The sequence below is a fragment of the Streptomyces scabichelini genome (assembly GCF_011045015.1).
Classification (GTDB): Bacteria; Actinomycetota; Actinomycetes; order Streptomycetales; family Streptomycetaceae; genus Streptomyces; species Streptomyces scabichelini.
The window spans coordinates 128,208-155,199 of record NZ_JAAKZY010000001.1 but is presented as its reverse complement, the minus strand read 5'-3'; the positions used below and the strand labels follow the sequence as shown (position 1 = coordinate 155,199).

Genomic DNA, 26,992 nt, shown 5'->3' with positions numbered 1-26,992 from the left:
CATGCTGAAGATCCCGCGCGGAACCGGAGGGTGGCCCGGGTGCGTTCGGGACGACGCCCTCTGCCTTGCCGCCGCCGATTTCATCACCCTTCACCACACCGAGGAGCGGCTCGGTGACCCGGCCCACCGGATTGCCGCGGCGCACGCGGAGATCGCGGACTCGGGAACGTACCGGCACACGACGGAGGAACTCGTCTTCGGCGCCCGAGTCGCCTGGCGCAACGCCAACCGCTGCATCGGGCGGCTCTACTGGCACTCCCTGCACGTACGAGACCGCAGGGACATGACCGAGGCGGAGGACGTCGCCGAGGCCTCGGCCGACCATCTGCGCGAGGCGACACGCGGCGGCCGTATCCGCGCGCTCATCACCGTCTTCGCGCCCGACACACCCGAGCGGCCGGGCCCGCGGATCTGGAACGAACAGCTCATCCGGTACGCCGGCCACCCGCGCCCCGACGGCGGCGTGACCGGTGACCCCCGAAACGTCGGCATCACCGCGCTCGCCCGCCGGCTCGGCTGGCCGGGCGGCCCCGGAACCCCCTTCGACATACTGCCGCTCGTGATCCAGGGCGCCGACGGGGCGCCCCGGTGGTTCGCGCTGCCGGAGGACGCGGTGCTCGAAGTGGATCTCGCCCATCCCGAGTACACCTGGTGGCGCGAGCTCGGACTGCGCTGGCACGCCGTGCCGGCCCTGGCCAACATGTGCCTGGAGATCGGCGGCATCTGCCACCCGGCCGCGCCCTTCAACGGCTGGTACATGGGCACGGAGATCGGCGCCCGCAACCTCGCCGACGCCGACCGCTACGACCTTTTGCCGCACATAGCCGACCGCCTCGGCCTCGACACCCGCAGCGACCGCTCCCTGTGGAAGGACCGCGCGCTCGTCGAACTCAACCGCGCCGTGCTGTACTCCTTCGACCGCGCGGGCGTCACGGTCACCGACCACCACACCGAATCCCGCCGCTTCCTCGCCCACCTCGGCCGGGAGGAACGCAGGGGCCGCCCGGTCGGCGCGGACTGGTCCTGGATCGTGCCGCCCATCTCGGGGAGCGCCACGCCGGTCTTCCACCGGACGTACGAGGCGGTGGAGCGGCATCCCGCCTATGTGCACCATCCGGAGGCGCGCGCCCGCGCGCGCGGGGAGACGGCCCCGGCTCTCGCCCGGCTGACGACCGGTTTGGTCTAGGCCTTTGATCGTCGGCTGCTACCGTCGCCCCGGACAGCGCGGTACCGAGAGGGGACGGCAGTGGCAGACGGCGGCAGGCGGCAACGACGGGCGTTCATCGGCTCCTTCACGGCGGCGGGAGGGCTGGGTGTCCTCACCGCGTCCGTGGACGAGGACAGCGGCGCGCTGACGGTGCTGAGCAGCGTGGATGATGTCCCCGACCCCTCGTACCTCGCGCTGTCGCCCGCCGGGGACACGCTCTACGCGGTCAGCGAGACGGCCGAGGGCGCGGTGGCCGCGTACCGCGTGAAGGGCGACAAACCGGAGCTCACGGGCCCACCCGTCCCGATCGGCGGCAGCGGGCCCACCCACCTCGGCGTCCACGCCGGACACGTCCTGACCGCCAACTACGGCTCCGGCAGCGTCACCGCCGTGCCCGTCCGCGCCGACGGCAGCCTGGAGGGCGCCGCGTCCTGCGTGCTCCGGCATTCCGGCTCGGGCCCGTACACGCCGCGCCAGCAGGGCCCGCACGCCCACCAGGTGCAGCCCGACCCGAGCGGACGGTGGGCCGTGAGCGTCGACCTGGGCACGGACTCCGTACGGGTGTGCGCGCTGCGGGACGGGGCGCTCACGGTCCACCGCGAGATCGCGCTGCGCCCCGGGTCCGGGCCCCGCCACCTCGCGTTCCACCCCGACGGCGAGCACGCGTACGTGGTCAACGAGCTCACGCCCACCGTCACCGTCTGCCGCTGGGACGCCGCCGACGGCACGCTGCGGCCGCTCGGCGAGACGCCGGTACTGCCGGCCACCCCGGACGGTGACGCCTATCCGTCGGGCATCGTCGTGTCGTCCGACGGACGCTTCGTGTGGACGGCCACGCGCGGCCAGGACGTCCTCTCCGTGCTGGCGGCCGACGGGGAAGGGCTTCGCCTCGTCATCACGGTGCCCTGCGGCGGCAACTGGCCTCGCGCCCTCGCCCTGCACCCCTCGGGGCGCTTCCTGTACGTGGCGAACGAGCGCTCCGGAGACGTGACCTGGTTCACGGTCGACCCGGACACCGGCATCCCACGCCGCGGCGGCTCCATCGAGGCGCCTGCGGCGTCGTGCGTGGTGTTCGACTGAGCCGACTTGTCGAAGTCCGGTGCAGTACCGCGCCCCTCAGGGAGGCCGCAGGCCTCTTAGGGGTGCGGGGCTGTATCAACTTGCGGCTCCGCAGCGAGGGCGCGACCAGCGCCCTTTAGGGGCGCGGGGAACTGCGCGACCAGCCACGACGAACCCGCAGCTTCGAACCGCGCCTAACCAGCGGAGCGTTTAGCGGACCGGCGCACCCTGCGGCTGCTGCGGCGCGATGCCCAACGCCGTCGTGTACTTGGCGAGGGCGAGCTTGCCGATCGCCGGGTACGCGCCGAGCGACTCGGCAGCGGAGCAGCCCGCCTCCTTCGCGGCCGCGTCGAGCAGAGCCGGGTCGAGCTCGGGACCGATCAGGTACGGCGCGAGCGCCAGATGCTGGGAGCCCGAGGAACGCAGCTGCTCGGCGGTGGCCGCGATCGCGCCCTCCTCGTCGAGTGCCGCCGCCATCACCGGCACGGCGAGACGGGCGGCGAGCAGCATGCCGGTGATCCCGGCCGCCTGCACGGCCTCATCGCCGCCCACGGACGCCAGAATGATGCCGTCCGCGGCGGTCGCCACCGTGAACAGGCGGGCGCGGTCGGCACGCGCCAGACCCGCCTCGGAGAGGCGCACGTGCAGCGCCTCGGCGAGCAGCGGGTGAGGGCCGAGCACATCGGTCAGTTCGGCCGCGATACGGCTCTCCATGACGGCCTGGCGGATACGGCGCAGCAGCGCGTTGTCCGGACCGGCGAGCAGCGGCACGACGACGGCGACAGGTCCGTCCGGCTCCGTCACGTCCATGCCGGCGGCGCGGGCCTGCTCGAAGCGGGCGGTGCGCTCCTCGGCGGCACGCACCAGCACTGACTGGAGCGTGGGGAACTCCGCGTCGTCACCGTCGAGGTACCCGATCCGGCCGTCGAGGCCGGGCAGCTCGGAGCGCGCGATGCTCACGACCTCGTCGGCGAGGCTGCGGACGGCGCCGCTGGGCGTGCCGGGCACCGCGAGGACGAGCGCGGGCGCGCCCTCGGGAGCCGCCAGCGGCTCGGGACGGCGGTGCCGCCCGGGCTGGCGGGGTCGCGGCATTCGTACTGGCAGGCCGGACGCGGGCCCAGTGGGGGAGCTCATGGCGCCGCATGTTACTGGTTTCCTGGGCTCCCTTGTTCGGGGAGGGTGCAGGTGAACGGTATACGTCCACTTTTGTCTGATGAGTTACGTACGGATTGATCTCATCGAGTACGTACGGGGTCAGGGCGAGCGTTCCGCCGCCACGACGTACAGCATGTTCACCTCGCGAGGAAGCGTCAGGCGGTCGTCGGCCAGGTCCACGGCGATGCGTACGGCGCCGACGAGCGGGTCGCCCTCGGGCGGGACCAGCCGCGCGTACGGCAGCCGGTCCGCAAAGGCGGCACGCAGGGGTACGAGAAGGGGCTCGCCCATCTTGAGCAGTCCACCCGTGAGGGCGACTCGGACCTCCCCGGAGACCTCGCCCTCGGTGGGGCAGACCGCGGCGGCGGAGTCGGCGATGTGCCGGGCGGCCTCGGCCAGGATGTCCGCCGCCACCGGGTCGTCGCCGGCGCAGCCCGCCACCTGGGGCGCGAAGGACGCGAGCAGGGCGGGGCGGTCGGTGCGCGGGTAGAGCTGCCCCGGCCAGGTGGCGGGCCGACCGAACATCTCCTCGGCGCGCACCAGCAGCCGGGCAGAGCCCCCGGACCGTCCGTCGTGCGAGCGCAGGGCCGCGTCGAGCCCGGCCCGCCCGATCCACGCCCCGCCGCCGTTGTCGCCCAGCAGATGGCCCCAGCCGTCCGCCCTGCGCCAGCTCGTCAGATCCGTGCCGATCGCGATCAGACCGGTGCCGGCCGCGACCACCGCGCCCGATCGCTGCCCGAGCGCACCCACGTACGCGGTGACGCCGTCGGCGGCCAGTGCGAGCCTGCGCACGCCGAGTTCGCGGGCCAGCGCCGACGGCAACTCGTCGCGCAGCGAGTCACCCAGTGTGGTGTAACCCGCGGCCCCGACGGCGACGGCTCGGAGCGCGTCGAGTCCCGCATCCGCCATCAACTGCCGGGCCATCGGCACCAGTTGCTCCACCAGATGCCCGGCGTCGATGCCACGCGGCCCCGTGCGCACCGGCTCCTTGGACTTCAGCGGAACCGTGCCCCCGCCGTCCCGGCCACCCTGGACCGACAGCACGGCACGCAGTCCCGAACCCCCGGAGTCCACACCCAGCACGCCCGACATCTCGTCGGGACCGGTCACGGCAGCCGCCAGTCCACGGGCTGACCACCCTGACGGACCAGCAGGTCATTGGCCCGGCTGAACGGGCGCGAGCCGAAGAAGCCCCGGTCGGCCGACATGGGCGACGGGTGTGCCGATTCCACCGACGGCAGATCACCGAGCAGCGGCCGGAGGTTACGGGCGTCGCGCCCCCACAGGATCGACACCAGAGGCCGTCCGCGCGCGGCCAGCGCCCGTATCGCCTGCTCGGTGACCTCTTCCCACCCCTTGCCCCGGTGCGCGGCGGGGCGGCGCGGGGCCGTGGTGAGCGCCCTGTTGAGCAACAGCACACCCTGCTGCGTCCAGGGCGTCAGGTCGCCGTTGGACGGCTGGGGCAGCCCTAAGTCGCTGTTCAGCTCCCGGTAGATGTTGATGAGGCTGCCCGGCAGCGGCCGCACCTCGGGCGCGACCGAGAAGGACAGCCCCACAGCGTTTCCAGGTGTCGGATACGGGTCCTGGCCGACGATGAGGACCCGGACGTCGTCGAAGGGCTGCTGGAAGGCGCGGAGCACATTCGGGCCCGCCGGGAGATAGGTGCGTCCCGCGGCGATCTCCGCACGCAGGAAGTCACCCATCTCGGCGATCCGTCCGGCCACGGGGTCCAGGGCCTTGGCCCAGCCCGGTTCGACGATTTCATGCAACGGTCGTGGTGCCACGGCGTCACCCTACTGCCGTACAGGCGGACGCGATCAACCGGTGGCCGAGGAACGACCAAGAGTGATACGTCCGTTGACTGCGAGGGGCGCCAGGCCCCGGCAGACGACCGCCAGGCCCCGGCAGACGACCGCCGGGGCTCGACCGACGACCGCCGGGGCTCAACCGATGACCGCCGCGCGTACGCACAGCACATCCGGCAGATGCGACGCCAACTGCTGCCAGCTGTCCCCGTCGTCGGCCGATGCGTACACCTCCCCGTTGCGGTTGCCGAAGTACACGCCCGCCCGCTCCGCGTCGTCCGTGCACATCGCGTCGCGCAGCACCGTGCCGTAGTGGTCCTCCTGCGGCAGTCCCGCGGAGAGCGGCTCCCAGGTCTTGCCCGCGTCCGCCGTGCGGAAGACCCGGCACCGGTGCTCGGCGGGAACCCGGTCCGCGTCGGCGTTGATCGGGAACACATAGGCCGTGTCCCCGCGGTGCGGGTGGGCGGCCGCGGCGAAGCCGAACGTGGACGGCAGGCCCTCGCCGATGTCCGTCCAGTGCGCGCCCGCGTCGTCGCTGCGGTAGACACCCCAGTGGTTCTGGAGATACAGCCGGTCCGGCGTCGCCGAGTCCTTCGCGATCTTGTGGACGCACTGGCCGAACTCCGGGTTCGGATCGGGCAGGAACACCGCGGAGACACCGGAGTTGGACGGCGCCCAGGTCTCCCCGCCGTCCGTCGTACGGAAGACTCCGGCCGTGGAGACGGCGACCGTCACCGCGTTCGGATCGCGCTCGTCGGTGATGACGGTGTGCAGGCCCTCTCCGCCGCCGCCGGGCACCCACTGCGAGCGCGTCGGGTGCTCCCACAGGGGACGGACGAGCTCGAAGGTCTCGCCGCGGTCCTCTGAGCGGTACAACGCGGCCGGTTCCGTGCCCGCGTACACCACGTCCGGCTCGGCCGCCGCCGGGTGCAGCTGCCACACCCGCTCCAGCGAAGCACCCGTGTCCTGGGGGAACTTGACCGCGGGCTTGGCCGGTTCCGTCCATGTGCGGCCCAGGTCGTCGGAGTGGAACACGGAGGGGCCCCAGTGCGCGCTGTCCCCGCCGGCGAGGAGCCGTGGCACGTCGCCGCGGGTGTCGATGGCGACCGAGTAGACGGCCTGCGCGTTGAAGTAAGGACTGTCGTCGAACTCCCAGGCGCCGCCGCGCCTTCGCCCGATGAACAGGCCCTTGCGTGTGCCTACCGTGAGCAGTACGTCGGCCATGCCGACCACCTCCGGACGTCATTGTCACCAGACACGGGTCAGTCTGCACCCAGGCACTGACAATCACCCCTGGACGCGCTGTCCAGGCAGGTCAGGGCATTTTCAGCGCCTGCCGGCGATGTGGGGAACGTCTCCGTGTGAGCACCGGGACGATCCCTCTCGTATGGGAGGGAGGGACTGGTGTGTCGGTTGAGGAGAAGGGGCGTTCGATGGCGGCATTCCGTGGTCCGAGGGTGTGGCTGTGGCGATGGCGGCGCAATCCGCTGCGGCGCCGCAGTGACGAACTGGAGGCCTGGATCGTGCTCGCCACCTGGGCCCTGACCCTGGCCACCGCGCTGCTCACCGGCTTCGCGACGGCACACGCGGTCAAGGACAGCCTCGCCCAACAGCGCGCCGAGTGGCACCCCGTCCTCGCGCTGACCAGCGAGAACACGCCCGCTCCCACCACGACCACGTCCAGTACCGAACGGGTGTGGGCAGAGGTGCGCTGGACCGCGGGCGACGGGTCGGCACACACGGGGCAGGCACGCGTCGCGCCCGGCAGCACGGCCGGTACCCCGGTCATGGTGTGGACGGACCGCGACGGCCGTCTCGTGACCAAGCCCGCCAGCGAGTCCCAGGCCGAACTGCGGGCCGGTCTTGCCGGGTCGCTGGTGGGGGCGAGCGCGGCCGCCGTGCCCCTCGGCGCCGGGCGGCTCTTACGCCAGCGACTGGACCGGCGGCGCATGGAGCAGTGGGACGCGGAGTGGGAGCGGGTCGGCCCTCAGTGGGGGTGGAAGACGGGCTGAGGGCACACCCGACCACGCTCGCTGCCGTCGCGGACGGTCGGTTCCGTACGGACCGGTGGTCGGTTCCGTACGGACTGCCAGCCAGACGGAATGCCGGTCAGACGGACCGGCGGTCAGACGGACCGGTGGTACTGGTCCGGTACATGCACGTCGTCCCCGATTTCTCGTGCCGCGTGCCGGGCCCACGACGGGTTGCGCAGCAGTTCCCGGCCCAAGAGCACGGCGTCCGCCTCCCCGTTGGCGAGGATCTTCTCGGCCTGCCCGGCGTCGGTGATGAGGCCGACGGTGGCGACCGGCATGGAGGTCTCGTTCTTCACGCGGGCCGCGAAGGGGACCTGGTAGCCAGGGCCGACGGGGATGCGCACGCCGGACGCGTTGCCGCCGCTGGAGACGTCCAGCAGATCGACGCCATGGGCCGAGAGTTCGGCGGCGAAGCGGACCGTGTCGTCGGCGGTCCAGCCGTTCTCCTCCAGCCAGTCGGTGGCCGAGATACGGAAGAAGAGCGGCTTGTCGTCCGGCCACACGGCTCGTACGGCGTCGACGACTTCGAGAGCGAGGCGCGTGCGGTTCTCGTACGAGCCGCCGTACGCATCCGTGCGCCGGTTGGAGTGCGGGGAGAGGAACTCGCCGATCAAGTAGCCGTGCGCGCCGTGGATTTCGACGATCTCGAAGCCGGCGGCGAGAGCGCGGCGCGCGGCGTCGGCGAACTGGTCGACGATCTCCCGGATCCCCTCGACCGTGAGCTCGGTCGGCACCGGGTGGCCGGCGTCGAAGGCGAGCGGGCTCGGCCCGAGCGGCTGCCAGCCATGGGCCTCAGGACCGACGGGGGCACCGCCCTTCCAGGGGCGGTCCGTCGACGCCTTGCGACCGGCGTGCGCGAGTTGCACTGCCGGGACCGTGCCCTGCCCCTTGAGGAAGCGCGTGATCCGGCGGAAGGCCTCGGTCTGCGTGTCGTTCCAGATGCCGAGGTCGTACGGCGAGATCCGGCCCTCGGGGCTCACAGCCGTGGCCTCGACGACGATCAGGCCCGTGCCGCCGGTGGCGCGCGCCGCGTAGTGGGCGAAGTGCCAGTCGTTCGGGGCGCCGGCCTCCGGGCCCTCGGGTGCTGCCGAGTACTGGCACATCGGGGGCATCCACACCCGGTTCGGGATGGTCAGATCGCGCAGGGTGTAGGGCTCGAAGAGCGCGCTCACGGCGGACTCCAATCGTCACGGGGCCGGTGTACGACTCGTACGATAAGCATCGTAGTACGGAGGATGTCAAACTACGAAGGGTCTCGTACAATGGACCTCTATGGACTTCTCCGGAGGGCAATCGAGCCCTCGGAGGCCTTCGGCCAGAAGGCCGGACCAGAAGGACTGGAGCCGCCGTGACGACCGCCGCCCCGACCAGCAGCAGCCGCGACCTCCCGCACCCCGTGCGCGAGGAGATCCGCCTGGAATCCGTGCTGCACGCGCTCTCCGACCCGATGCGGCTCCGGGTCGTGCGAGAGCTCGCCGCCGACGGCGACGAGCTCTCCTGTTCGCACTTCGACCTGCCCGTCACCAAGTCCACGACCACGCACCACTTCCGGGTGCTGCGTGAGGCCGGTGTGATCCGGCAGATCTACCGGGGCACCGCCAAGATGAACGGGCTGCGCCGGGACGACCTAGACGACCTCTTCCCGGGACTTCTCGACAGCGTCCTCGCTGCCACCGCCCGCCAGGCCGTCCGCCTCGGAGGCAGCTGAACCGCCCTTCCCGGGAAGGTGGTTGAAGAGCAGGTTCAGCACGATCGCCGTCAGGCATCCCGCGCTGATGCCGCTGTTCATCACCGTCTGGAACCAGTCCGGGAACTTCTCGTAGACCGTCGGCACCCCGACCGGCAGCATGCCCACGGCGACCGAAACGGCCACGACCGTCAGGTTGTCGTTGCCCTTGAAGTCCACCTGTGCCAGCGTCCGCAGCCCGCTCGCGGCAACCGTCCCGAACATCACCAGGCCCGCGCCGCCGAGCACCGGCGCCGGGATCGCCGCGACCACGGCGCCCAGCTTGGGCAGCAGGCCGAGCAGGACGAGGATGCCGCCGGCGACGGCCACGACCCAGCGGCTGCGGACCCGCGTCATGCCGACGAGGCCCACGTTCTGCGCGTACGCCGTGTACGGGAAGGTGTTGAAGACACCGCCGAGGACCGTGGACAGGCCGTCGGCGCGCAGACCGTCGGCGAGCGGGCGCGGCTCGACTTTGCGCCCGGTCATCTCGCCGACCGCGATGAAGTCACCCGTGGTCTCGGTCATCGTCACGAGCGCCACGACCAGCATCGACGCGATCGCCGACGCCTCGAAGGTGGGGGCGCCGAAGTGGAACGGCGTACTGATCCCGAGCCAGTCCGCGTCCCCGACCCCGCCGAAGTCCGTGAAGTCGAAGGGCACCGCGACCGCGAGGCCCACGGCGATGCCGATCAGCACCGCGATCCGGCTCAGGAACGCCGGGGCGAAACGCTGCACGCCGAGCACCACCGCGAGGACGAACGCCGCGAGCGCCACGTTCTTCGGCTCACCGAAGTCCGGCGAACCCACGCCACCCGCCGCCCAGTTGCCCGCCACCGGCAGTAGCGAGAGCCCGATGATCAGGATCACCGTGCCGGTGACCAGCGGCGGGAAGAAGCGCAGCAGCTTCCCGAAGACCGGCGCCAGAAGGATGATCGCGAGCCCGGCGACGATCACCGACCCGTAGATCGCGGGCAGCCCGCCGCCGCCCGTACCGATCAGCACCATCGGCGACACGGCCGCGAAGGTGCACCCCTGCATGATCGGCAGCCGCACACCGAAGCGCCAGAAGCCGACGCACTGGATGAGCGTCGCGATACCGCACAGCAGCAGATCGGCCGTGATCAGATACGCCATGTCCGCGGGCGACAACTTCATCGCGCTGCCGACGATCAGCGGGACCGCCACGGCGCCCGCGTACATCGCGAGCACGTGCTGCAGCCCGAAGGCGGCCAGGTGGCGGACGGGTGGGACCTCGTCCACGGGGTGCACTTGACGTGCGGAGGTCGTGGTTGGCATGGGCACTCCTGGAGCGGCGGTGGAGCGGGGACTGCACGAGACCGTAGGCGACTTGAACAGTTTGTTGATTTCCGGTCTGTTGCCGCTGGGTGTCCTACCCAACCGTGGTACGTAATCTGCGGATCCGCTGTGGCTGGTCGCGCCCACGCGGAGGAGCCGCAAATTGACACAGCCCCGCGCCCCTAAGGGGCCTGCGGCCTCCTTACGGCGCGCTACCCTGCCGCGCCGCTTCCCGCAGCGACGGCCAATCGGGGAGTTTGACCACGCTCCGGCCCAGTGAGGCCCCCAGCTCCGCCTCGGCCCGCTCGATCGCCTGCCAGCCCGCCCACTCGACCGGCTGCAACCCCTCCGCAAGCAGTGCGGCCAGCGGATCGTCCGGCAGCTCACGCCGTACGAGTACGGGCGCGTCCTCCAGCAGCGAGGTCACCGTCTCCTTCGAGCAGGGCCGGTTGGTGCCGATCACGCCGGTCGGACCCCGCTTGATCCAGCCCGCCACGTACTCTCCCGGCGCCACCGAGCCCTCCCGCAGGACCCGCCCCGCGAGATGCGGCACGGTGCCGTGTTCCGCGTCGAACGGCAGCCCTTCCAGCGGCACTCCGCGGTAGCCGACCGAGCGCAGCACCAACTGCGCCTCGATGTCCTCGTACCGCCCGGTGCCCGTCACTCCGCCGTGCCCGTCCGGCAGCGTCCGCTCGAAGCGCACCGCGCCCACGCGCCCTCCGTCGGGGAGCAGTTCCACCGGGCGGAGGAAGAAGCGGAGCCGGATCCGGTGGGAGCCGCCGCGCGGCGGCCGTTCGGCCCAGCCGCGCAGCACCTCCACGTTGCGGCGCTGGGCGGCGGGCAGCGCGGAGGGATCGGCGTACGCCGGATCGAGCGCCAACTCCTCCGCATCCACGACCACGTCGGTGTCGGGGAGCGCGCCCAGCTCCCGCAGTTCCTTGGTGGTGAAGCGGGCCTGCGAGGGGCCGCGCCGGCCCACCATCTGGATGTCCCGCACCTGGCTGTGGCTGAGCGCGGCGAGCGCCGCCTGCGGCATGTCCGTGGGGCTCAGCTCCGCGACGCCCCGGGCCAGCATCCGGGTCACGTCCACCGCGACATTCCCGACGCCGATGACGACCGCCGCCCGCGCGCCGAGGACGAAGCCGTCGGACACGGCGTCCGGGTGCGCGCTGTACCAGGACACGAACTCGGTCGCCGACCAGCTGCCCGGCAGCTCCTCACCGGGCACCCCGAGACGCCGGTCGGTGGCGGCTCCGACGCAGTACACGACGGCGTGGTACAGCTCCCGCAGCCGGGCGGTCGGCAGCCCGTCAGGGCCGACCTGGACGCCGCCCAGAAAACGCACCCGCTCGTGCTCCAGGACCGTACGCAGATTGTTCTGCAGCGACTTGATCTTCTCGTGGTCGGGCGCCACGCCGTAGCGCACCAGGCCGTACGGGCACGGCAGCCGGTCCAGGACGTCCACGTGGACGTCCGGCACCTGGCTCTGCTGGACGAGACTCTGAGCGGCGTACACCCCACTCGGCCCCGAACCGACGACGGCGACGTGCAGCACGGCAGAACTCCTTCCCCGCGGGAAAACGAGGAGATCGCTGATGCCTCCAGGATCGCACCGCGCCGCCCGCCATGGGAGGGACCGAACGGGTCAGGGCATGTCGCGCATCTTGTTGATCTCGGTCGTCTGCTGTGCGATCACGTCGTCGGCCATCTCGCCGATCTGGATGTTGTTGCCCTGTGCGAGCACATCCGTGGCCATGGTGAGCGCTCCTTCGTGATGGGTGATCATCAGCTTCAGGAACAGTTCGTCGAAGGCCTTGCCCTTCGCGGCGCGCAGCTTCTTCAGCTGCGCCTCGGTCGCCATGCCGGGCATCGCCTCGTGCTCGTGCGTCGTGCCCTTCTTGCTGCCGCCGTGGGTCTTCTGCCAGCCCTTCATGGCGTCGATCTCCGGTCCCTGAGCGGCCGCGATCCGCTCGGCTAGACGTTTCAGCCGGGTCGACTCGACGCGTTTCGGGGCGAGTTCGGCCATGTCCAGGGCCTGGGTGTGGTGCTTGATCATCATCTGCGCGTACGCGAAGTCCGCGGAGTTGGGGGTGTCGTCGTCGGAGCGCTGTTTCGCGGCGTCCTCGGCGGAGAGCGTCTGCGCCGCCTCGCCCGGCTTGCCCGGAGCGATCACCGAGGGGCCCTTGTCCGACGCGGAGCCGGTGTCGTCGTCCGAACCGGTGCAGCCCCCGAGTACGAGGACGACGGCCGTCACGGAGGCGGTGACCACGTGGCGGGACGTACGGGGTAAGAGCACGGCGACCTCCTGCGGCGCACGGGATGACAGACGCCTTGTGGGCGTTGAGAACCGTCCTAGCACGCTTCGGGCATGCTTCCGATCGTCAGTGATCAAAAAGATTCGTTACGAGTGTGTTGCCCTCTGTTGATCTGTGCATGATGAAGACGATACTTCCGTGGTACCTGAACCGTTCAACTGCGAACGGCTACAAGGGAGGAAGCAGTGACCCTGTTAATCAACCACCGAACGCGGCGCAGACGGCTGGGAGTTGTCGCCACCGCGGCCGGACTTCTGGCCGCGCTGCTCACAGCCGGTCCGGCGGTCGCGACCCCAGACCCCGGGGACACGCCGGCCACCCCGCAGAAGGTCTCCAAGAGCGAGGCGGCCGAAGCCAGGGCGGCGGTGGAGAGCGGCGAGATACCCGGACAGGACGAGATCGTCCACTCGGACAACATCACCCACCTCGCCAATATCCCCAAGGACGCGCTGCCGGGCACCAATTCGGACCTGGCCTTCCAGGGGAAGTACGCGTACGCCGGCAACTACGACGGCTTCCGCATCTTCGACCTCAGCAACCCGAAGGCTCCGAAGACGGTCTCCCAGGTGCTGTGCCCCGGCTCGCAGAACGACATCTCCGTGTCCGGAAACCTGCTCTTCCTCTCCACCGACTCCTCGCGCAGCGACAACTCCTGCAACAGCACCACGCAGCCCGCAACCGAGAAATCCTCGTGGGAGGGCATGAAGGTCTTCGACATCAGCGACAAGGCCAACCCGAAGTACGTGGCCGCCGTCGAGACCGCGTGCGGCTCGCACACGCACACACTGGTGCCGGAGCGCAGGAACGTCTACGTGTACGTCTCCTCGTACTCGCCCAGCGCAGCCTTCCCCGACTGTCAGCCGCCGCACGACGGCATCACGGTCATCAAGGTGCCGCGAAGTGCCCCCGAGAAGGCGGCGGTCGTCGGCTTCCCGGTGCTCTTCCCCGGTGAGGGGCCCGACGGCGGTGGCAACCCGGGCTCGCCCACCAACCCGGGCGTCTCCAAGACCACCGGCTGCCACGACATCACCGTGCTGCCCTCCAAGGACCTCGCGGCGGGCGCCTGCATGGGCGACGGCATCCTGTTCGACATCAAGGACCCGGAGAACCCGAAGATCATCGACCAGGTCCAGGACAACGTGAACTTCGCGTTCTGGCACTCGGCGACCTTCAACCAGAAGGCCAACAAGGTCGTGTTCACCGACGAGTTGGGCGGCGGCGGCGCGGCCACCTGCAACGCGGAGATCGGCCCGAACCGTGGTGCCGACGGCATCTACGACATCGTCGGCAAGGGCGACAAGCGCAAGCTCGTCTTCCGCAGCTACTTCAAGATCGACCGCCACCAGGCGGACACCGAGGTGTGCGTGGCCCACAACGGCTCGCTGATCCCGGTCAAGGGCAAGGACATCATGGTCCAGGCCTGGTACCAGGGCGGCGTCTCCGTCTGGGACTTCACCAACTCCTCGAAGCCCAAGGAGATCGCCTACTTCGAGCGCGGACCGCTGACCATGGACCGGCTCACCACCGCGGGCTCGTGGTCGGCGTACTACTACAACGGCTACATCTACTCGAACGACATCGCCAAGGGCTTCGACGTCCTGAAGATCAACGACCGGCGCACGGACCCGGCGAAGTGGGTCCGCATGCCTGAGCTGAACGTGCAGACGCAGCCCGATTACTTCGACTGATCGGCCTGACCTGCCGCGTCGGCTTCGCGGTCCTGAGGCGAGAAGAACCGTGAGAGGTCCTCGCCATACGTCCCGCCGGGCGCCTCGGCGTCCGGCGGGACACCCAGCTCCAAGTCGAGCCCGTAGCGCTGGAACAGCTCGGCCCGCAGGGACCGCAGGGGCATCGGGACGCCCGGCACCAGCGCCGCGTAGACCGCACCCATCAGCAGCGCCCGCAGCATCGAGTAATCGACGGTGGCGTCCGGCGAACCGTACCGGGCGACGGTGTCCCTGAGCAGTTCGGCCAGGCGCTGCTGCTCCGCGCACTGCATGAACCCCTCGGCCTGCAGGATGCCCGCCATGTGCTGGCGCATCAGCACGGGATGGTCCCGGGCGAGCCCCAGGATCGCGTCGATGGCCCGCGCCAGGAGCTCCCGGCCGTCCTCCGTGCGCGGCTCGCGCTCCAGCGTTTCCTGGAGCGTGCAGTGCATCAGCCGGTGCACGGCCGACTGCACCAGCTGCCGCTTGCTCGGGAAGTAGTACGAGACGAGACCGCGCGCGGAGCCCGCCCGGTCCGCGATGTCCCCAAGTGTTGTCGCCTCGTAACCATGCTCGCTGACCAGCTCAAGTGCCGCCTGCAGAAGCTTTTCCCGGGAACGCCGCCGCAACTCTTCATTGACCGACGGGCTGCGAGGGGACATCCTGTAACTCCTGCGTTGACTGGCTGCCAGCCAACTATACTCAGCGCGTCCGGTCCGTACCCCCGTCAGGGGATCTTTCCGGGCTGCCGTCCGCCTGGGCGACGCGGGGGATCGTCCAGGCGGACAGGCGGGATCCGGCTCCGGATCCCGGCCCACGCCTCCAGCGCTTCCAAGACCCCCGTCGGATCAGCCGAGCAGGCCCAGGACCGGGCGGAGCCCGTCCGGGCGCTGTGCCACCGGCAGATGGTCCACGAAGTGCACCCCGCAGCCCAGGGCCGCCGCGCCGCCGTCCGCGCGGCGGTTGTCGCCGACCATCAGCGCGTCCTGAGGGGCGACACCGAGGGCGTCGCAGGCGGTCGCGAACAGGCGTGGGTCCGGCTTCTGGATGCCGTGTTCGTACGACAGCACATACGCGCCGACGTACCGGTCGAGGCCGTGGTCACGGAAGACGGGCCGCAGGTCCCAGCCGATGTTGCTGACCACACCGACCGCGACACCGCGCTCACGCAGCGCCCCGAGCACCTCGGCCGCGTCGGCGTACGGGCGCCACGCGGCCGGTGTCATCTGGCGGTCGTACAGGGCGTCGTGCAGGGCGGGATCGGGCAGCGGCACCTGGCGGGAGAGCCCGGTGTACGCGGCCCGGTGCAGCTCGGCGCTCATGTCGCGGATGTCCCACACGGCGGCGACCTCGTCGGGAATCCGCCCCGCCGGGGAGGCCCCGCCCGGCAGCGCGCCCGCCGTCTCCAGGTCCCGGGCCGTCCGGATCAACTCCGGTTCCGGGAGGGAGACTTCGGCCTCGGCCAGTACCGCGCGCAGCCAGGACTCGGTGGACTCGATGCGGAAGAGGGTTCCGGAGAAGTCGAACAACACGGCAGCCATGGGCTGGACTTTACCGATCCTTCTGTCCAACGCCCGGCGGTTGGTGTCCCCGCGAACCCGGTCGTCCGGTCAGCGTGGCTCAGGGGTTCCCCGGAACCTCGTGTACGAGGACACCGCCAGTGCCACCGTCAGCGCCCCCAGCAGCCAGCCGCCCAGCACGTCCGTCGGCCAGTGCACGCCCAGCCAGACACGGGTGAGGCCCACGCCGAGGACGGAGACCGCCGCGACGGCCAGCGCGACACGCCACACGACAGGGCCGACGCCGTACACGCGCAGGAGCCAGAGCAGCAGACCGCAGACCACCGCGGCCGTCATGGCGTGCCCGGACGGGAAGGCGGAGTAGTGGGCCGAGTCCACGGGGTCGGGCCACACGGGCCGGTCCCGGCCGACCGCGGCCTTCAGCCCCTGCTGAAGCGCCGTGCCGAGCGCGGTGGCGGCCGCGAGCCACAGGGCGAGCCACCATGCCGAGCGCCGTACGGCCAGCCAGAGCACGGTCGCGGTGCACAGCGCGCGCATCGTCCAGGGGTCCCACACCCAGTCCGTCAGGATGCGAGACGTCTGCGTGACGTCGGGCTCGTCGACGGCCCACCCGTGCGTCGTACGCGCGATGTCGCCGTCGAGATCCATGAGCGGGTCCCAGGACAGGGCGACCAGTAGGAGCAGCAGCAGGGAGGGAACGGCAAGGGCGATCGTGGCGCGGACAGCGGTCCGGGGCCTCGGCGTGTGGGGCGGCGAGTCGACGGTGGGGGAGTGCATGGAATGATCCTCGCCGACCGATGGGGTCTCAGGCCAACTCCGATGCGTACGGCCCCTTGCGCGCTCGGTTACCCCAGCGCCCGCAGCCCCGGCACGAACGCGACGAGAACCGGAATCACCGGCACCAGCGCCGCGGCCGCCGTGAGCCGCAGCCGACGGACGGCCGGGAGGCGGTCCGGCGGAGTGAGCAGGCGGTTGACGCGCTGCGGGACGTGGGCCTGCGGGGTGGGGCAGGGGCCGAACACGCCCCGGTCCTCGTTGAGTTCCACCAGCGCGAGGGCGATCGTGAGGCGGCCGAAGCGGCGGGACGCCATGTCGTCGGCGGCGAGCTCGACCAGGCGGTGCATCTCGTCGCGGAACGCCGCGAACACGGGGACCTGCGGAAAGCCGTTGGCCAGTGCGGCCGAGGAGTGCAGCAGCCAGTCGTGCCGGGCCCGTGCGTGCCCCTGCTCATGGGCGAGCACGGCGTCCAGCTGGCTTCCCTTGAGGCGGCGCAACGCGGCGGTGGTGATGACGAGTTGGGGTGCCGCTCCGGGCAGCCACCAGGCGTCCGGACGCTCGCCCTCCAGGACGACGAGCCGGTCGCTTCCCGGCTCCTCGCCGGGCAACAGCGGGGCACGGACGAGGAGTTCGTCCCGCCGACGGCGGTGCCGCGCACGGGCCCGTACGATCTCGCGGACCAGCATCGTCGCGCTCCACGCACCACCGCACGCGAGCGCCACCGCGGTCGCCGCGGCCCACGGACCCGCTCCGGCGAGCGCGTAGGCGTCCACGACGGAGTTCGGGGCGGGAGCGAACACATGGCCGCGCACCGCCTGCCAGGCGGCGGCCGCGCTGAGCGTCATCGACAGCACGCAGCACATCAGAACCGCCACCACCACGCACTGCCACACCCACAGGGCGACCACCGGTTCGCGGTCCGCCCAGTCCGTTCGGGCGAGCAGCCGCGGAGCGAGAACGGCGGCCAGGGCGCCGAGCAGCAGCAGTGCCGCGGGGACCATCATGGGGGCAGCCTATGAGCGGGGCGGCGTCAGGGGATACGGGCGGCCGCGGCAAAGTGACGCAGACCACGGTTTCGTACAGTCGGGCAGTCGGACGGGCAGTCGGGTCACAGCGTGAGAAGCATCGCCAGCATCCCGATGCCCATCGAGAGCCGGCAGGCCAGCGCCAGCTCCGGACGGTCCCCCCAGCCGACCGTGCGGGTGCCCCCTTCGGGTCCGGTGACGACGGCCGGCACCAGGTGCGTCCCGGTCCACAGCACGTATCCGGTGAAGTACGCGAAGAGTGCCCCGGTGAGCACGGGCAGCCCCGAGTGTGTGCCGCCTGCCATCACCACCGCCATGTAGACCATCGCTGACGCGCCCACCAGATGATGCAGATGACGGCGGCAGGCCCGCGCCGCCCACAGGGCGCGCAGCGCGGCCGCGCCGAACACCGCCGCGCAGACGAGCCAGGCCCATCTCGGCGGCGTCAGCACCGCGGCGGGTACGGCCATCGCGGCCATACCGAATCCCATGAGCGCCTCATCGCCCGCCGTGCGGCGCTGTTCCTCGACGGAACTGCGCATACGCAGCAGGCAGTAGGCCCCGGTCGCCGCGCACAGCGCGACGAGCAGCCAGTCCGACGGCGCCGGTCCGTGCACGGCGCACCTCCCCCGGTCGACCTTCCCGGACAGTCCGGTCGAAGAGATGCCCGGGACGGCCGGTGCGCATACGAGCGCAAGGGGGTACGCGGGGGAGCGTGCGGGGGCGAACCGCAGATCAAAGGAGGTGCTTTACGAGTAAAACACATGTTAACCTAGTGCCATGAGCACCCCCGGACCTCCGCCTGTACGCCGACTCCCGCTCGCCGGTGTGCTGCGCGCCGGACGCCCCTCCGACATCTGGTTCAAGCCAGCTCTGAGCGTGGTCGTCGCGGTGGGCGTGCCGAACCTGACGCTGCTGGCGCTCGGCCGGCTCGATCTGGCGATGTACACGATGGCCGGGGCGCTCTGCGCTCTCTACGCCCACAACCTGCCGTATGCCGCCCGGTCCCGCACCCTCGCCGGGCTCGTGCTCGGCATGCTCGCCTCGGTCACGATCGCGCTGGTCACGGCGTCGCTGACGTCCTCCGCCGTGGTCCTGGTCACCGTGGGTGCCCTGCTCGCCGCCGCGCAGAAGGCACTGTGCGACGCGACGCGCATCGGACCGCCGGGGCCGGTGATCTTCGTCTTCATCAGCTCGGCCTCCCTCTTCGCGCCGCAGGCCCTGCACCAAGTCCCCGGCCATGTCGCCCTTGCCGCCGCGGCAGGCGCCTGGGCCTGGCTCGTCGGCATGGCGCCCGGGCTCCTCCGGCCGCACGGCCCGGAGCGCCGCGCCACCGCTCGCGCGCTGAACGCCGCCGCCGCGTATGCCGAGACGCGCGGTACCGGCCACGGCCACGAACGGACCCGGGCCGCCGGAGCCTCCGCCGTGCATGCCGCCTGGCAGTCGCTGCTCGCCACCGGTGCCCGCTCCGCGCCCCGCCGCGCCCTCGAACGCCTCGTCGTCCGGGCCGAGGTCGCGCTCGCCGCCCCCGCCGACACGGACCCGGAGCGGCTGCGCGCCTGGGCCCGCGCACTGCGCGGCACGGGGGCGGTGCCGCGCGTGGACCCGGCGGCCGACGAACTCCTCGGTGTGGAAGCCGAACTGGCCGTCGGCGAGCGCCCGTTGCTCAGCAGGCTCGGCCCGCTCCTCCCGCTGGCTCTGCGCACCGCGCTGGGCTGCGCCCTCGCCGGCTACGTCTCGCTCGCGCTCGGCGTCGGCCGCCCGTACTGGGCCCTGGTCACCGCCGCCTCGCTGTACCAGGCGAACATCACCCTGACCTGGAGTCGCGGGATCCAGCGCGTGGTCGGCAACCTCGTCGGCGTACTTCTCTTCGCGGCGATCGCCCCTGTCGCCCATCTGGGCCCGGCCGCCCTCGTGCTGTGCTGCCTCGCCTTCAACTTCGGCGCCGAGGCCCTGATGAGCCGCAACTACTGGCTCGGCAGCGTCTGCGTGACGCCCATGGCGCTGCTGATCACCGAGTTCGCGGGTTTCCAGAAGCCCGGTGAGCTCATGACCGACCGCGTCGTGGACACGCTCGTGGGCGCGCTCATCGGCTTTCTCGCGGCGGTCGCGGTCACCAACCGGCGGGCCGGCGACCGTATCGAGGACGCCCTCGCCGCCGTGGAGCACGCCCGTGAGCACGCCGCGCGGCTGGTCGCCGCCGACCGCCCCGAGGCCGGCGCCCTGGAGTCCGCCCGCCGCCGGCTGGCCGGTGCGCTCGTAGAGCTGCGCGCCACGGCCGACGCGGCGGCCGGCGAGTGGTGGCAGCGCGCCCTGCCGGAGGAGCGGGTGATGCTCGCCGAGCAAGCCGGACACCGTACGCTCGCGGCGACGGTACGACGGCAGGGACTGCACGCACTGGGGGGCGCACGGGCATGACGGCAGCGAACGGTCGGGCGACGGCGGGGGACACCGTCGCGGCGGTGGTACGGCAGTGGCAGACGGTCCACCCCGGCCTCGATACCGGGCCCATGGAGATCATCGGACGCATCAACCGCTGCGCAGCGCTGCTGCAGCAGGCCGAGGACGCCCCACTGCGTCATGCCGGACTCACCCGGCCCGAGTTCGACCTGCTGGCCGCCCTGCGCCGCACCGGCCGTGAGCTCACCCCCGGCGAGCTGGCCCGGGAGACCTTCTCCTCCGGCGCCGCCGTCACCAAGCGCCTCAAGCAGCTGACCCAGCGCGGACTCGTCGAGCGCCGCGGCGACAGCCGTGACCGGCGCGTCGCCCATCTGCGTCTCACGGACGCGGGACGCGACCTGGTCGACGGAATCCTCCCCGAACAACTCGCGTACGAGACGGTCGTACTGTCCGGTCTCGACGCCTCGCGGCAGGACGAACTCAGTGCGCTCCTCGGGGAATTGCTGGTCCAGCTCGAGGGCCGGCTGGGCGTCCCACGGGTCTGAGCGGTTCCGTCGGGTCAGAAACTTTGTGGTTACGGACCGTTGACATGAGACCTACGCCACTCCTACGTTCAGGCACGCCGGTTCGGGTAACCGGCTGACGTGCGAAATGTCGAACGACTGGTTGGCCGTGGAGGAGGTGTAGGCGCGATGTCGAACCGGTTCGACGAGATGGCCGAGAGCAGGCGCACCCCCGAGCACGAAGACAGCCGCACCGCCGTGAACAGAGACAGCCGCATTCCCGTGAACAGCGGCAGTCCCGCCCCCGTCAACATCGGGGAGATCGCCCGTCTCGCAGGCGTCTCGCGCAGCACGGTCTCGTACGCGCTGAGCGGCAAGCGGCCGATCTCGGAGCGGACCCGGCTGCGCATCCAGCAGGTCATCGACGAGTACGGCTTCCAGCCCAACGCCAGCGCCCGTGCCCTGGCCCACGGCCGTACCCAGACCATCGGTGTGGTGTTCCCGCCGGCCGGCCGCCGCTACACCGACATGCAGCTCGACTTCCTCAGCGCGGTGATCGACGCCGCCGCCGTGCACGACCACGACGTACTGCTGTCCCGCAGCGGCGAGGGTTCGGACGAGGCCTTCGACCGGCTGGTGGGCCAGCGGCGCGTCGACGGCGCGATCCTGATGGAGATCCGCGTCCAGGACTCACGGGTGGACCGGCTTCTCGGCAGCGGGTTCCCCTTCGTCACCATGGGGCGGACGGCCGATCCCGACGCCCTGTCCTGGGTCGACATGGACTGGACGGAGCTCACCGCACGCTGCGTACGGCATCTCGCCGAGCTCGGCCACCGGCGGCTCGCCCTGGTGAACCGGCCCCGGAAGCTGTTCGCCGTGGGATACGAGGCCGCGCACCGAGCCGTCGACGGCTTCCGTGCGGCCGTCGCCGAGCTGGGGCTGACCGGCGAGATCCATCACTGCGGGGACGACGCTGCCTCCGGCGAGAGAGTCGTCCGGGAAATCCTCGACCACGACCCGCTGACGACCGGCCTCGTGGTTCTCAACGAGGCGGCGCTCGTGGGCCTGTACCGCGGGCTCGACCGGGCGGGCCTGTCCGTTCCCGGCGATGTCTCCGTGACCGGTGTCGTCGGCGCCCGCTGGGCCGAGACGGTCACCCCGATGATGACCGGCTTCGACAACCCGTCGGACGTCATGGGCCGGCTCGCCGTGGACCTGCTCCTCGAACGGCTCGCGGGCCCCACCTCTGCACGGCCCCGGCAGCACCTGCTCACCCCCGAACTCACGGTCCGCGCGAGCACCGGCCCCGCGCAGACGCGCAGTTGATCCACGCACCCCTGGGAGACGCACATGTCGAACCGGTTCGACCGACGCTCGTTCCTGCGCATATCGGGTTCAGGACTCCTCGCCGCGGGACTTGCGGGCCCGCTCACCGCCTGCGGCGGCTCGGACAGCGGCTCGTCCGGCGGGAAGAACGAGCTCATCTGGTGGGACTACCTCGTCGAGGAGGCCCGCCAGCCCGGTATGAAGGCGCTCATCGCCGACATCGAGAAGCAGGTCGGCGTCAAGATCACCCGGCGTACGTTTCCGTTTGCCGAGCTGGAGCCCGCGATCATCAAGGGCGCCGCCTCCGGGGACCTGCCGGACATCGCGATCGTCGACAACACCTCGATGAACTCCTTCGTCCCGCAGGGACTCCTCACCGACCTCACCGACCGCGTGAAGGAGTGGGGCCAGTCTGACGCGTACTACGAAGGCCCCTGGAACAGCGGCGTCATCGACGGCAAGACGTACTCCGTCCCGAACAACTCCAACTGCCTCTGCCTGTACTACAACACCGAGATGCTCGAGGCGGCGGGCGTCGAGCCCCCGAAGACCTGGGACGAGCTCGCGGCGGCGGCGAAGAAGCTCACCAGGGGCGACACGTTCGGGTTCGCGATGAGCGCGATCAAGACCGAGGAGGGCGTCTTCCAGTTCGAGCCCTTCCTGTGGTCCACGGGCGGTGACCTGGACACCTTCGCCAAGGACGGCTCCACCGCACTCGCGTTCCTGAAGGAGCTGGTGGACGCGGGTTCGCTGTCGAAGCAGTGCGTCGGCTGGACGCAGCAGGACGCCAACAACCAGTTCGTCTCGGGCCGCGCGGCCATGCAGATCAACGGTCCCTGGCAGCTGCCCGCCCTCCAGGGACAGAAGAAGGTCAAGTGGGGCGTCGTGCCGATCCCGGTCGACAAGGAGCCGGCGAGCTGCCTCGGCGGTGAGAACTGGGTGATCCTCAAGACCAGCGGCAAGGCCGACCAGTGCTGGCAGGCCATCAGGCGCAGCCAGGAGAAGACGGTCCTCGCCAAGTACCTCGACGGACTCGGGCTGCTGCCCGCCCGCTCCGACATGGCCGACGCGGGCAAGTGGGCCACCGACCCCACGCTGAAGGTCTTCGTGCAGGAGTTCAGCAACGCGCGCCCGCGCTCGTACGGCCCGAACTACCCGCAGATGTCGCAGGCGATGGCCGAAGCCCTCCAGGCGTCCCTCACGGGCAGTTCCAGCCCGGGGGACGCCGCGAAGAAGGCCGCGGACGCCATCACTCCCAAGCTGCAGAAGTAGGGCAGGGATGAGCCTTCAGGTGAAAGCCCGCGAGCCGCTGAAGGCGGTGGCGAAGACCGAGACCGTGCGGCGGGGCCGTTCCCTGGCGGCCCGCCGCACCCGGGCCGGGTACCTCATGTCGGCCCCGGCCCTGCTGTTCCTCGGTGCGACCATGCTCTTCCCGCTCGCCTACAACTTCTGGACCTCCGTCCACGACGTCGCCATCGGTGATCTCCTCACCGGGGACTGGCAGTTCAGCGGCGTCGACAACTACGACAGCGTCGTCTCCGAGAGCGCCTTCTGGCACGCGGTGCGGGTCTCGCTGGTGTTCACGGCGGGCTCGCTGTTCTTCCAGTTCACGATCGGCTTCGCGCTGGCGCTGCTGTTCGTGAAGCAGTTCCCGCTCGCGGGCCTCTTCCGCTCGCTGATGCTGGTGGCCTGGCTGCTGCCGCCGATCGTCAGCGGCACCCTCTTCCGCTGGATGCTGGACGCCGACGCGGGCGCGTACAACGAACTCCTGCGCGTCGTCGGCCTGGACTCCCTCGCCCACAACTGGCTGACCGACCCCAGCACCGCCCTGCCCGGCGTCATCGCCGCCAACATCTGGGTGGGCGTGCCCTTCAACATGCTGCTGCTCCTGGTCGGCCTGCAGTCCATCGACCCGACGCTGTACGAGGCGGCCGAAATCGACGGCGCCGGGCCCTGGCAGCGGCTGCGGCACATCACGGTCCCGCTCATGCGCCCCGTGTCCGCGGCCGTGCTGCTGCTCGGCCTGATCTACACCTTCAAGGTCTTCGACCTGGTCTTCGTGCTGACCGGCGGCGGACCCGTCGACAGCACGAGAGTCCTGCCGCTGTACGTGTACGAGGTCGCGTTCAAGCTCTTCCAGCTCGGCCGGGGTGCGGCGGCGGGCACACTCCTGCTGGTCATCCCGCTGATCGTCGCCATCGTCTACGTACGCCGCCTGCGCAAGGAAGGAGCCGCCTCATGACCGGTACCAAGCGGCCCTGGCTGCTCACGCTCATCGCGGGAGTCATCACGGCGTTCTTCCTGCTGCCGCTGTACTGGATGATCGCCACCTCGCTGAAGAAGCCCGACCAGGTGCTCGTCTCACCACCGCAGTGGATCCCCTCACCGTTCACCGGCGAAAGCTACTCGCGGGCCCTCGACAAGCCGATGCTCGGCCAGGCGCTGCTCAACAGCGTCGTCATCTCCCTCGGCGTCGTGGCGCTGACGCTGCTGCTCGCGGTGCCCCTGACGTACGCGGTCGCCCGGATCCGGATGCGGGGCTCCGGTGCGATGGTCCTGTCGCTGCTGGTGGCGCAGTTGCTGCCGAGCATCGTGCTGGCCGCACCGCTGTTCATCGTGCTGCGACAGGTGGAGCTGACCAACACCCTCATCGGGCTCGTCATCGCCGATACGACCCTGACGCTGCCCTTCGCGGTCATCGTGCTGCGGCCACTGGTGCGGGCCATGCCCGTCGAGGTGGAGGAGGCGGCGCTGGTGGACGGCTGCGGGCTGCCGGGAGTGCTGGGGCGGATCGTGCTGCCCGTGATGCGGCCCGGACTGATCGCGATCGGTGGCTTCTCCTTCCTGCTCGGCTGGGGCGAGTTCGTCTTCGGGATCACGCTCAACAGCGATCCGAAGGTGCAGCCGGTGACCGTCCTGCTCAACACCTTCGTCGGCCAGACGGGTACCGACTGGGGACCGCTCATGGCGGTCGCCACGCTGGTCAGCATCCCCGTGGTATGCGTCTTCGCGATGCTCCAGCGGTTCATCGTCGGCGGGCTGACCGCCGGGAGCGTCAAGTCCTGAGTCCCATGACAACTCCCTGAGATCCATAGCAACTCCCTTTGTACGCAAGGAGTTTCATGCCTGTCTTCCGTGTGCTCGACGATGCCCTGGAGGTGCGGCACCGGCACGAGGTACTGCGTGTCGAGGCCTGGGGCACGGACAGCGCCCGCGTCCGGGTCGCCCAGTACCGCATCCCCACGGACAGCGTCGGGGCACTCGAGGTGCCACCGGAACACAGCGGCACCGTGACCGTCGGCGCGGAGAAGACCTCGGCCCGACTGGTCAACGGTGAGCTGACCGTCACGGTCGACTTCCACGCCGCCGCCCACCCCGAGTCACAGCTGACCTTCACCCGCACCAGCACCGGCGAGGAACTGCTCGCCGAGCAGCGGGAGCACCCATGGGCACCGGGCGCCCGGGACTTCAAGGGCAACCGGTCCGGCGCGTACGAGATCCACCAGCGTTTCGCGGCGTACGACGGCGAGCGGCTCTACGGTCTCGGCCAGCACACCCACGGCCGCCTCGACCACAAGGGCCTGCGCCTCGACCTCGTCCAGCGCAACGGCGAAGTGACCATCCCCTTCGTGCTCTCCAGCCGGGGCTACGGCTTCCTGTGGAACCAGCCCGCCCTCGGCCGCGTCGAGTTCGCCGGGAACGCCACCCGCTGGACGGCCGACCAGGCCCGGGGAATCGACTACTGGATCACGGCCGCGCCCACCCCGCGCGACATCCTCGCCCGATACGCCGACGCCACCGGCCACGTGCCCGAACTCCCCGACTGGGCCAGCGGTTTCTGGCAGTGCAAGCTCCGCTACCGCACACAGGACGAACTCCTCGCCGTCGCCCGCGAGCACAAGCGGCGCGGCCTGCCCATGTCCGTGATCGTCACGGACTACTTCCACTGGTCGGCCATGGGTGACTACCGCTTCGACCTCGACGAGTGGCCCGACCCACAGGCCATGGTCGACGAACTGGCCGAGCTCGACATCCAATTGATGGCCTCCATCTGGCCCACCGTCTCCTCGCTCTCCGAGAACTACGAGGACTTCCGCGACCGCGGCCTGCTCCTCGGCTCCGACCAGGGCGCCGAAGTACACCACCTCGTCCAGGACAAGGGCATGGCGGCCCGGATGCCCGTCTCCGTGTACGACCCGACCAACCCCGAGACCCGTGCGTACGTCTGGGACCTGATCCGCCGCAACTACCTCGACCTCGGCATCCGCGTCTTCTGGCTGGACGCCTGCGAGCCCGAACTCGACCCGGCCCACCACGCCAACACCACCCTGTACGCGGGTCCCGGCGCCCAGACGGTCAACGTCTACCCCCGCGACAACGCCCGTCTCTTCGCCGAGGGCATGGCCGCCGCCGGACAGCCCGGCACCGTCCTGCTGTCCCGCTCGGCCTGGGCGGGCTCCCAGAAGTACGGAGCGGCCGTCTGGTCCGGCGACATCCCCGCGACCTGGGACTCGCTGCGCTCACAAGTGCGGGCGGGACTCTCCGTCGCCGTCTCCGGCATCCCCTGGTGGACCACCGACATCGGCGGCTTCCACGGCGGCGACCCGGACGACCCGGCGTACCGCGAACTGATGATCCGCTGGTTCCAGTACGGCGTCTTCTGCCCCCTCTTCCGCCTGCACGGCGACCGCGAACCCCGCATGCCCTGGGGGTACGCGCAGACCGGCGGCCCCAACGAGGTCTGGTCGTACGGCGAGGAGGCGTACGGGATTCTGAAGGGGCAGCTGTTCCTGCGCGAGCGCCTGCGGCCCTACCTCCATGAGCAGATGCGGGTCGCGGCGGCCGAGGGCGTGCCGCCCATGCGGCCGCTCTTCGTCGACTTCCCGCAGGACGAGGCGAGTTGGGCCGTCGAGGACCAGTTCCTCTTCGGCCCTGACATCGTCGTCGCACCTGTCACGGAGCCGGGCGCGCGCAGCCGCGAGGTGTACCTTCCCGCGGGCCGCACCTGGACCGACGCCTGGACCGGCCACGATCACGAGGGCGGCCGGACCGTCACCGTCGAGGCGCCGATCGAGCGCATCCCCGTCTTCACCACTCAGGGAGCCGATCTCCCCCTCAAGGAGAGCGGGTGATTCG

General features: G+C 70.9%; 25 protein-coding genes. 12 read left to right on the top strand and 13 right to left on the bottom strand.

Translation table 11 applies throughout. The features are described 5' to 3' along the window. Position 1 precedes the first annotated feature (1 nt). Both G5C60_RS00740 and G5C60_RS00735 read left to right on the top strand, forming a co-directional pair. Positions 2 to 1,186, top strand: coding sequence for a nitric oxide synthase oxygenase (locus G5C60_RS00740; RefSeq protein WP_165254152.1), 1,185 nt, complete (start codon positions 2 to 4; stop codon positions 1,184 to 1,186). 60 nt (positions 1,187 to 1,246) lie between these two features. After that, on the top strand, positions 1,247 to 2,287 hold the full coding sequence (locus G5C60_RS00735; protein ID WP_165254151.1) for a beta-propeller fold lactonase family protein: 1,041 nt from the start codon (positions 1,247 to 1,249) through the stop codon (positions 2,285 to 2,287). 189 nt (positions 2,288 to 2,476) lie between these two features. Here the strand turns inward: G5C60_RS00735 and G5C60_RS00730 are convergent, their stop codons facing one another. The 4 genes from G5C60_RS00730 to G5C60_RS00715 form a co-directional block, all read right to left on the bottom strand. Beyond that, on the bottom strand, positions 2,477 to 3,400 hold the full coding sequence (locus tag G5C60_RS00730; protein ID WP_206438925.1) for a sirohydrochlorin chelatase: 924 nt from the start codon (positions 3,398 to 3,400) through the stop codon (positions 2,477 to 2,479). 120 nt (positions 3,401 to 3,520) lie between these two features. Next, the gene (locus tag G5C60_RS00725) at positions 3,521 to 4,513 is read right to left on the bottom strand and encodes an N-acetylglucosamine kinase (RefSeq protein WP_165254173.1); all 993 of its coding nucleotides are present in this window, start codon (positions 4,511 to 4,513) and stop codon (positions 3,521 to 3,523) included. Positions 4,514 to 4,527: 14 nt separating this feature from the next. Continuing rightward, on the bottom strand, positions 4,528 to 5,205 hold the full coding sequence (locus G5C60_RS00720; RefSeq protein WP_165254150.1) for a uracil-DNA glycosylase: 678 nt from the start codon (positions 5,203 to 5,205) through the stop codon (positions 4,528 to 4,530). A gap of 159 nt (positions 5,206 to 5,364) precedes the next feature. Next, on the bottom strand, positions 5,365 to 6,450 hold the full coding sequence (locus G5C60_RS00715) for a WD40/YVTN/BNR-like repeat-containing protein (RefSeq protein ID WP_165254149.1): 1,086 nt from the start codon (positions 6,448 to 6,450) through the stop codon (positions 5,365 to 5,367). Positions 6,451 to 6,659: 209 nt separating this feature from the next. Here G5C60_RS00715 and G5C60_RS00710 point away from each other — a divergent pair, with 209 nt between their 5' ends. After that, complete coding sequence (locus G5C60_RS00710) at positions 6,660 to 7,238, top strand: Rv1733c family protein (RefSeq protein ID WP_165254148.1); 579 nt, start codon at positions 6,660 to 6,662, stop codon at positions 7,236 to 7,238. 113 nt (positions 7,239 to 7,351) lie between these two features. Here G5C60_RS00710 and G5C60_RS00705 read toward each other — a convergent pair whose 3' ends face one another. Then, positions 7,352 to 8,431, bottom strand: coding sequence for an oxidoreductase (locus G5C60_RS00705; RefSeq protein ID WP_165254147.1), 1,080 nt, complete (start codon positions 8,429 to 8,431; stop codon positions 7,352 to 7,354). Between the two features lie 176 nt (positions 8,432 to 8,607). On the opposite strand from G5C60_RS00705, the gene G5C60_RS00700 reads away from it, so the two are divergent. Next, positions 8,608 to 8,967 (top strand): helix-turn-helix domain-containing protein, encoded by a 360-nt coding sequence (locus tag G5C60_RS00700; RefSeq protein ID WP_165254146.1) that lies wholly within the window; start codon positions 8,608 to 8,610, stop codon positions 8,965 to 8,967. Here G5C60_RS00700 and G5C60_RS00695 read toward each other — a convergent pair. The 3 genes from G5C60_RS00695 to G5C60_RS00685 all read right to left on the bottom strand — a co-directional run bounded on the left by G5C60_RS00695 (position 8,887) and on the right by G5C60_RS00685 (position 12,580). Next, entirely contained in the window at positions 8,887 to 10,284 is a 1,398-nt protein-coding gene (locus tag G5C60_RS00695) for a nucleobase:cation symporter-2 family protein (protein ID WP_165254145.1), read from the bottom strand. The two genes, G5C60_RS00700 and G5C60_RS00695, sit on opposite strands and share 81 nt — an antisense overlap. 202 nt (positions 10,285 to 10,486) lie before the next feature. Then, positions 10,487 to 11,839, bottom strand: a complete 1,353-nt coding sequence (locus tag G5C60_RS00690; protein ID WP_165254144.1) for an FAD-dependent oxidoreductase — start codon at positions 11,837 to 11,839, stop codon at positions 10,487 to 10,489. A 90-nt stretch (positions 11,840 to 11,929) separates the two neighbouring features. Then, positions 11,930 to 12,580, bottom strand: coding sequence for a DUF305 domain-containing protein (locus G5C60_RS00685; protein WP_165254143.1), 651 nt, complete (start codon positions 12,578 to 12,580; stop codon positions 11,930 to 11,932). Between the two features lie 204 nt (positions 12,581 to 12,784). Between G5C60_RS00685 and G5C60_RS00680 the strand changes: the two genes are divergently transcribed. Continuing rightward, positions 12,785 to 14,287 carry an LVIVD repeat-containing protein gene (locus G5C60_RS00680; RefSeq protein WP_165254142.1) on the top strand — a complete coding sequence of 501 codons (1,503 nt, stop codon included), beginning with the start codon at positions 12,785 to 12,787 and terminating at the stop codon, positions 14,285 to 14,287. Here G5C60_RS00680 and G5C60_RS00675 read toward each other — a convergent pair. From G5C60_RS00675 to G5C60_RS00655, 5 genes are all read right to left on the bottom strand, one after another. Further along, a complete protein-coding gene (locus tag G5C60_RS00675) occupies positions 14,275 to 14,967 on the bottom strand; it encodes a TetR/AcrR family transcriptional regulator (RefSeq protein WP_165254141.1) in 693 nt (230 codons plus the stop codon). The two genes, G5C60_RS00680 and G5C60_RS00675, sit on opposite strands and share 13 nt — an antisense overlap. 186 nt (positions 14,968 to 15,153) lie before the next feature. After that, a complete protein-coding gene (locus G5C60_RS00670; protein ID WP_165254140.1) occupies positions 15,154 to 15,846 on the bottom strand; it encodes an HAD family hydrolase in 693 nt (230 codons plus the stop codon). A 69-nt stretch (positions 15,847 to 15,915) separates the two neighbouring features. Beyond that, the gene (locus G5C60_RS00665) at positions 15,916 to 16,602 is read right to left on the bottom strand and encodes a phosphatase PAP2 family protein (protein ID WP_165254139.1); all 687 of its coding nucleotides are present in this window, start codon (positions 16,600 to 16,602) and stop codon (positions 15,916 to 15,918) included. Positions 16,603 to 16,670: 68 nt separating this feature from the next. Further along, positions 16,671 to 17,606: a M56 family metallopeptidase gene (locus tag G5C60_RS00660; RefSeq protein WP_165254138.1), complete on the bottom strand. Its 936-nt coding sequence runs from the start codon at positions 17,604 to 17,606 to the stop codon at positions 16,671 to 16,673. A gap of 104 nt (positions 17,607 to 17,710) precedes the next feature. After that, the gene (locus G5C60_RS00655; protein WP_165254137.1) at positions 17,711 to 18,244 is read right to left on the bottom strand and encodes a DUF5134 domain-containing protein; all 534 of its coding nucleotides are present in this window, start codon (positions 18,242 to 18,244) and stop codon (positions 17,711 to 17,713) included. Between the two features lie 163 nt (positions 18,245 to 18,407). Between G5C60_RS00655 and G5C60_RS00650 the strand changes: the two genes are divergently transcribed. The 7 genes from G5C60_RS00650 (at position 18,408) to G5C60_RS00620 (ending at position 26,988) form a co-directional block, all read left to right on the top strand. Beyond that, a complete protein-coding gene (locus G5C60_RS00650) occupies positions 18,408 to 20,045 on the top strand; it encodes an FUSC family protein (RefSeq protein WP_165254136.1) in 1,638 nt (545 codons plus the stop codon). Then, on the top strand, positions 20,042 to 20,572 hold the full coding sequence (locus tag G5C60_RS00645) for a MarR family winged helix-turn-helix transcriptional regulator (RefSeq protein ID WP_165254135.1): 531 nt from the start codon (positions 20,042 to 20,044) through the stop codon (positions 20,570 to 20,572). The genes G5C60_RS00650 and G5C60_RS00645 overlap by 4 nt, the downstream gene beginning before the upstream one ends. Positions 20,573 to 20,719: 147 nt before the next feature. Next, positions 20,720 to 21,856, top strand: a complete 1,137-nt coding sequence (locus G5C60_RS00640; RefSeq protein ID WP_241266375.1) for a LacI family DNA-binding transcriptional regulator — start codon at positions 20,720 to 20,722, stop codon at positions 21,854 to 21,856. Positions 21,857 to 21,880: 24 nt separating this feature from the next. After that, positions 21,881 to 23,128 carry a sugar ABC transporter substrate-binding protein gene (locus G5C60_RS00635; protein ID WP_165254134.1) on the top strand — a complete coding sequence of 416 codons (1,248 nt, stop codon included), beginning with the start codon at positions 21,881 to 21,883 and terminating at the stop codon, positions 23,126 to 23,128. Positions 23,129 to 23,135: 7 nt separating this feature from the next. Then, positions 23,136 to 24,098, top strand: a complete 963-nt coding sequence (locus tag G5C60_RS00630) for a carbohydrate ABC transporter permease (protein ID WP_165254133.1) — start codon at positions 23,136 to 23,138, stop codon at positions 24,096 to 24,098. Next, the gene (locus tag G5C60_RS00625; protein WP_165254132.1) at positions 24,095 to 24,922 is read left to right on the top strand and encodes a carbohydrate ABC transporter permease; all 828 of its coding nucleotides are present in this window, start codon (positions 24,095 to 24,097) and stop codon (positions 24,920 to 24,922) included. The genes G5C60_RS00630 and G5C60_RS00625 overlap by 4 nt, the downstream gene beginning before the upstream one ends. Before the next feature lie 56 nt (positions 24,923 to 24,978). Further along, positions 24,979 to 26,988, top strand: coding sequence for a glycoside hydrolase family 31 protein (locus tag G5C60_RS00620; RefSeq protein ID WP_165254131.1), 2,010 nt, complete (start codon positions 24,979 to 24,981; stop codon positions 26,986 to 26,988). Positions 26,989 to 26,992: the final 4 nt, after the last annotated feature.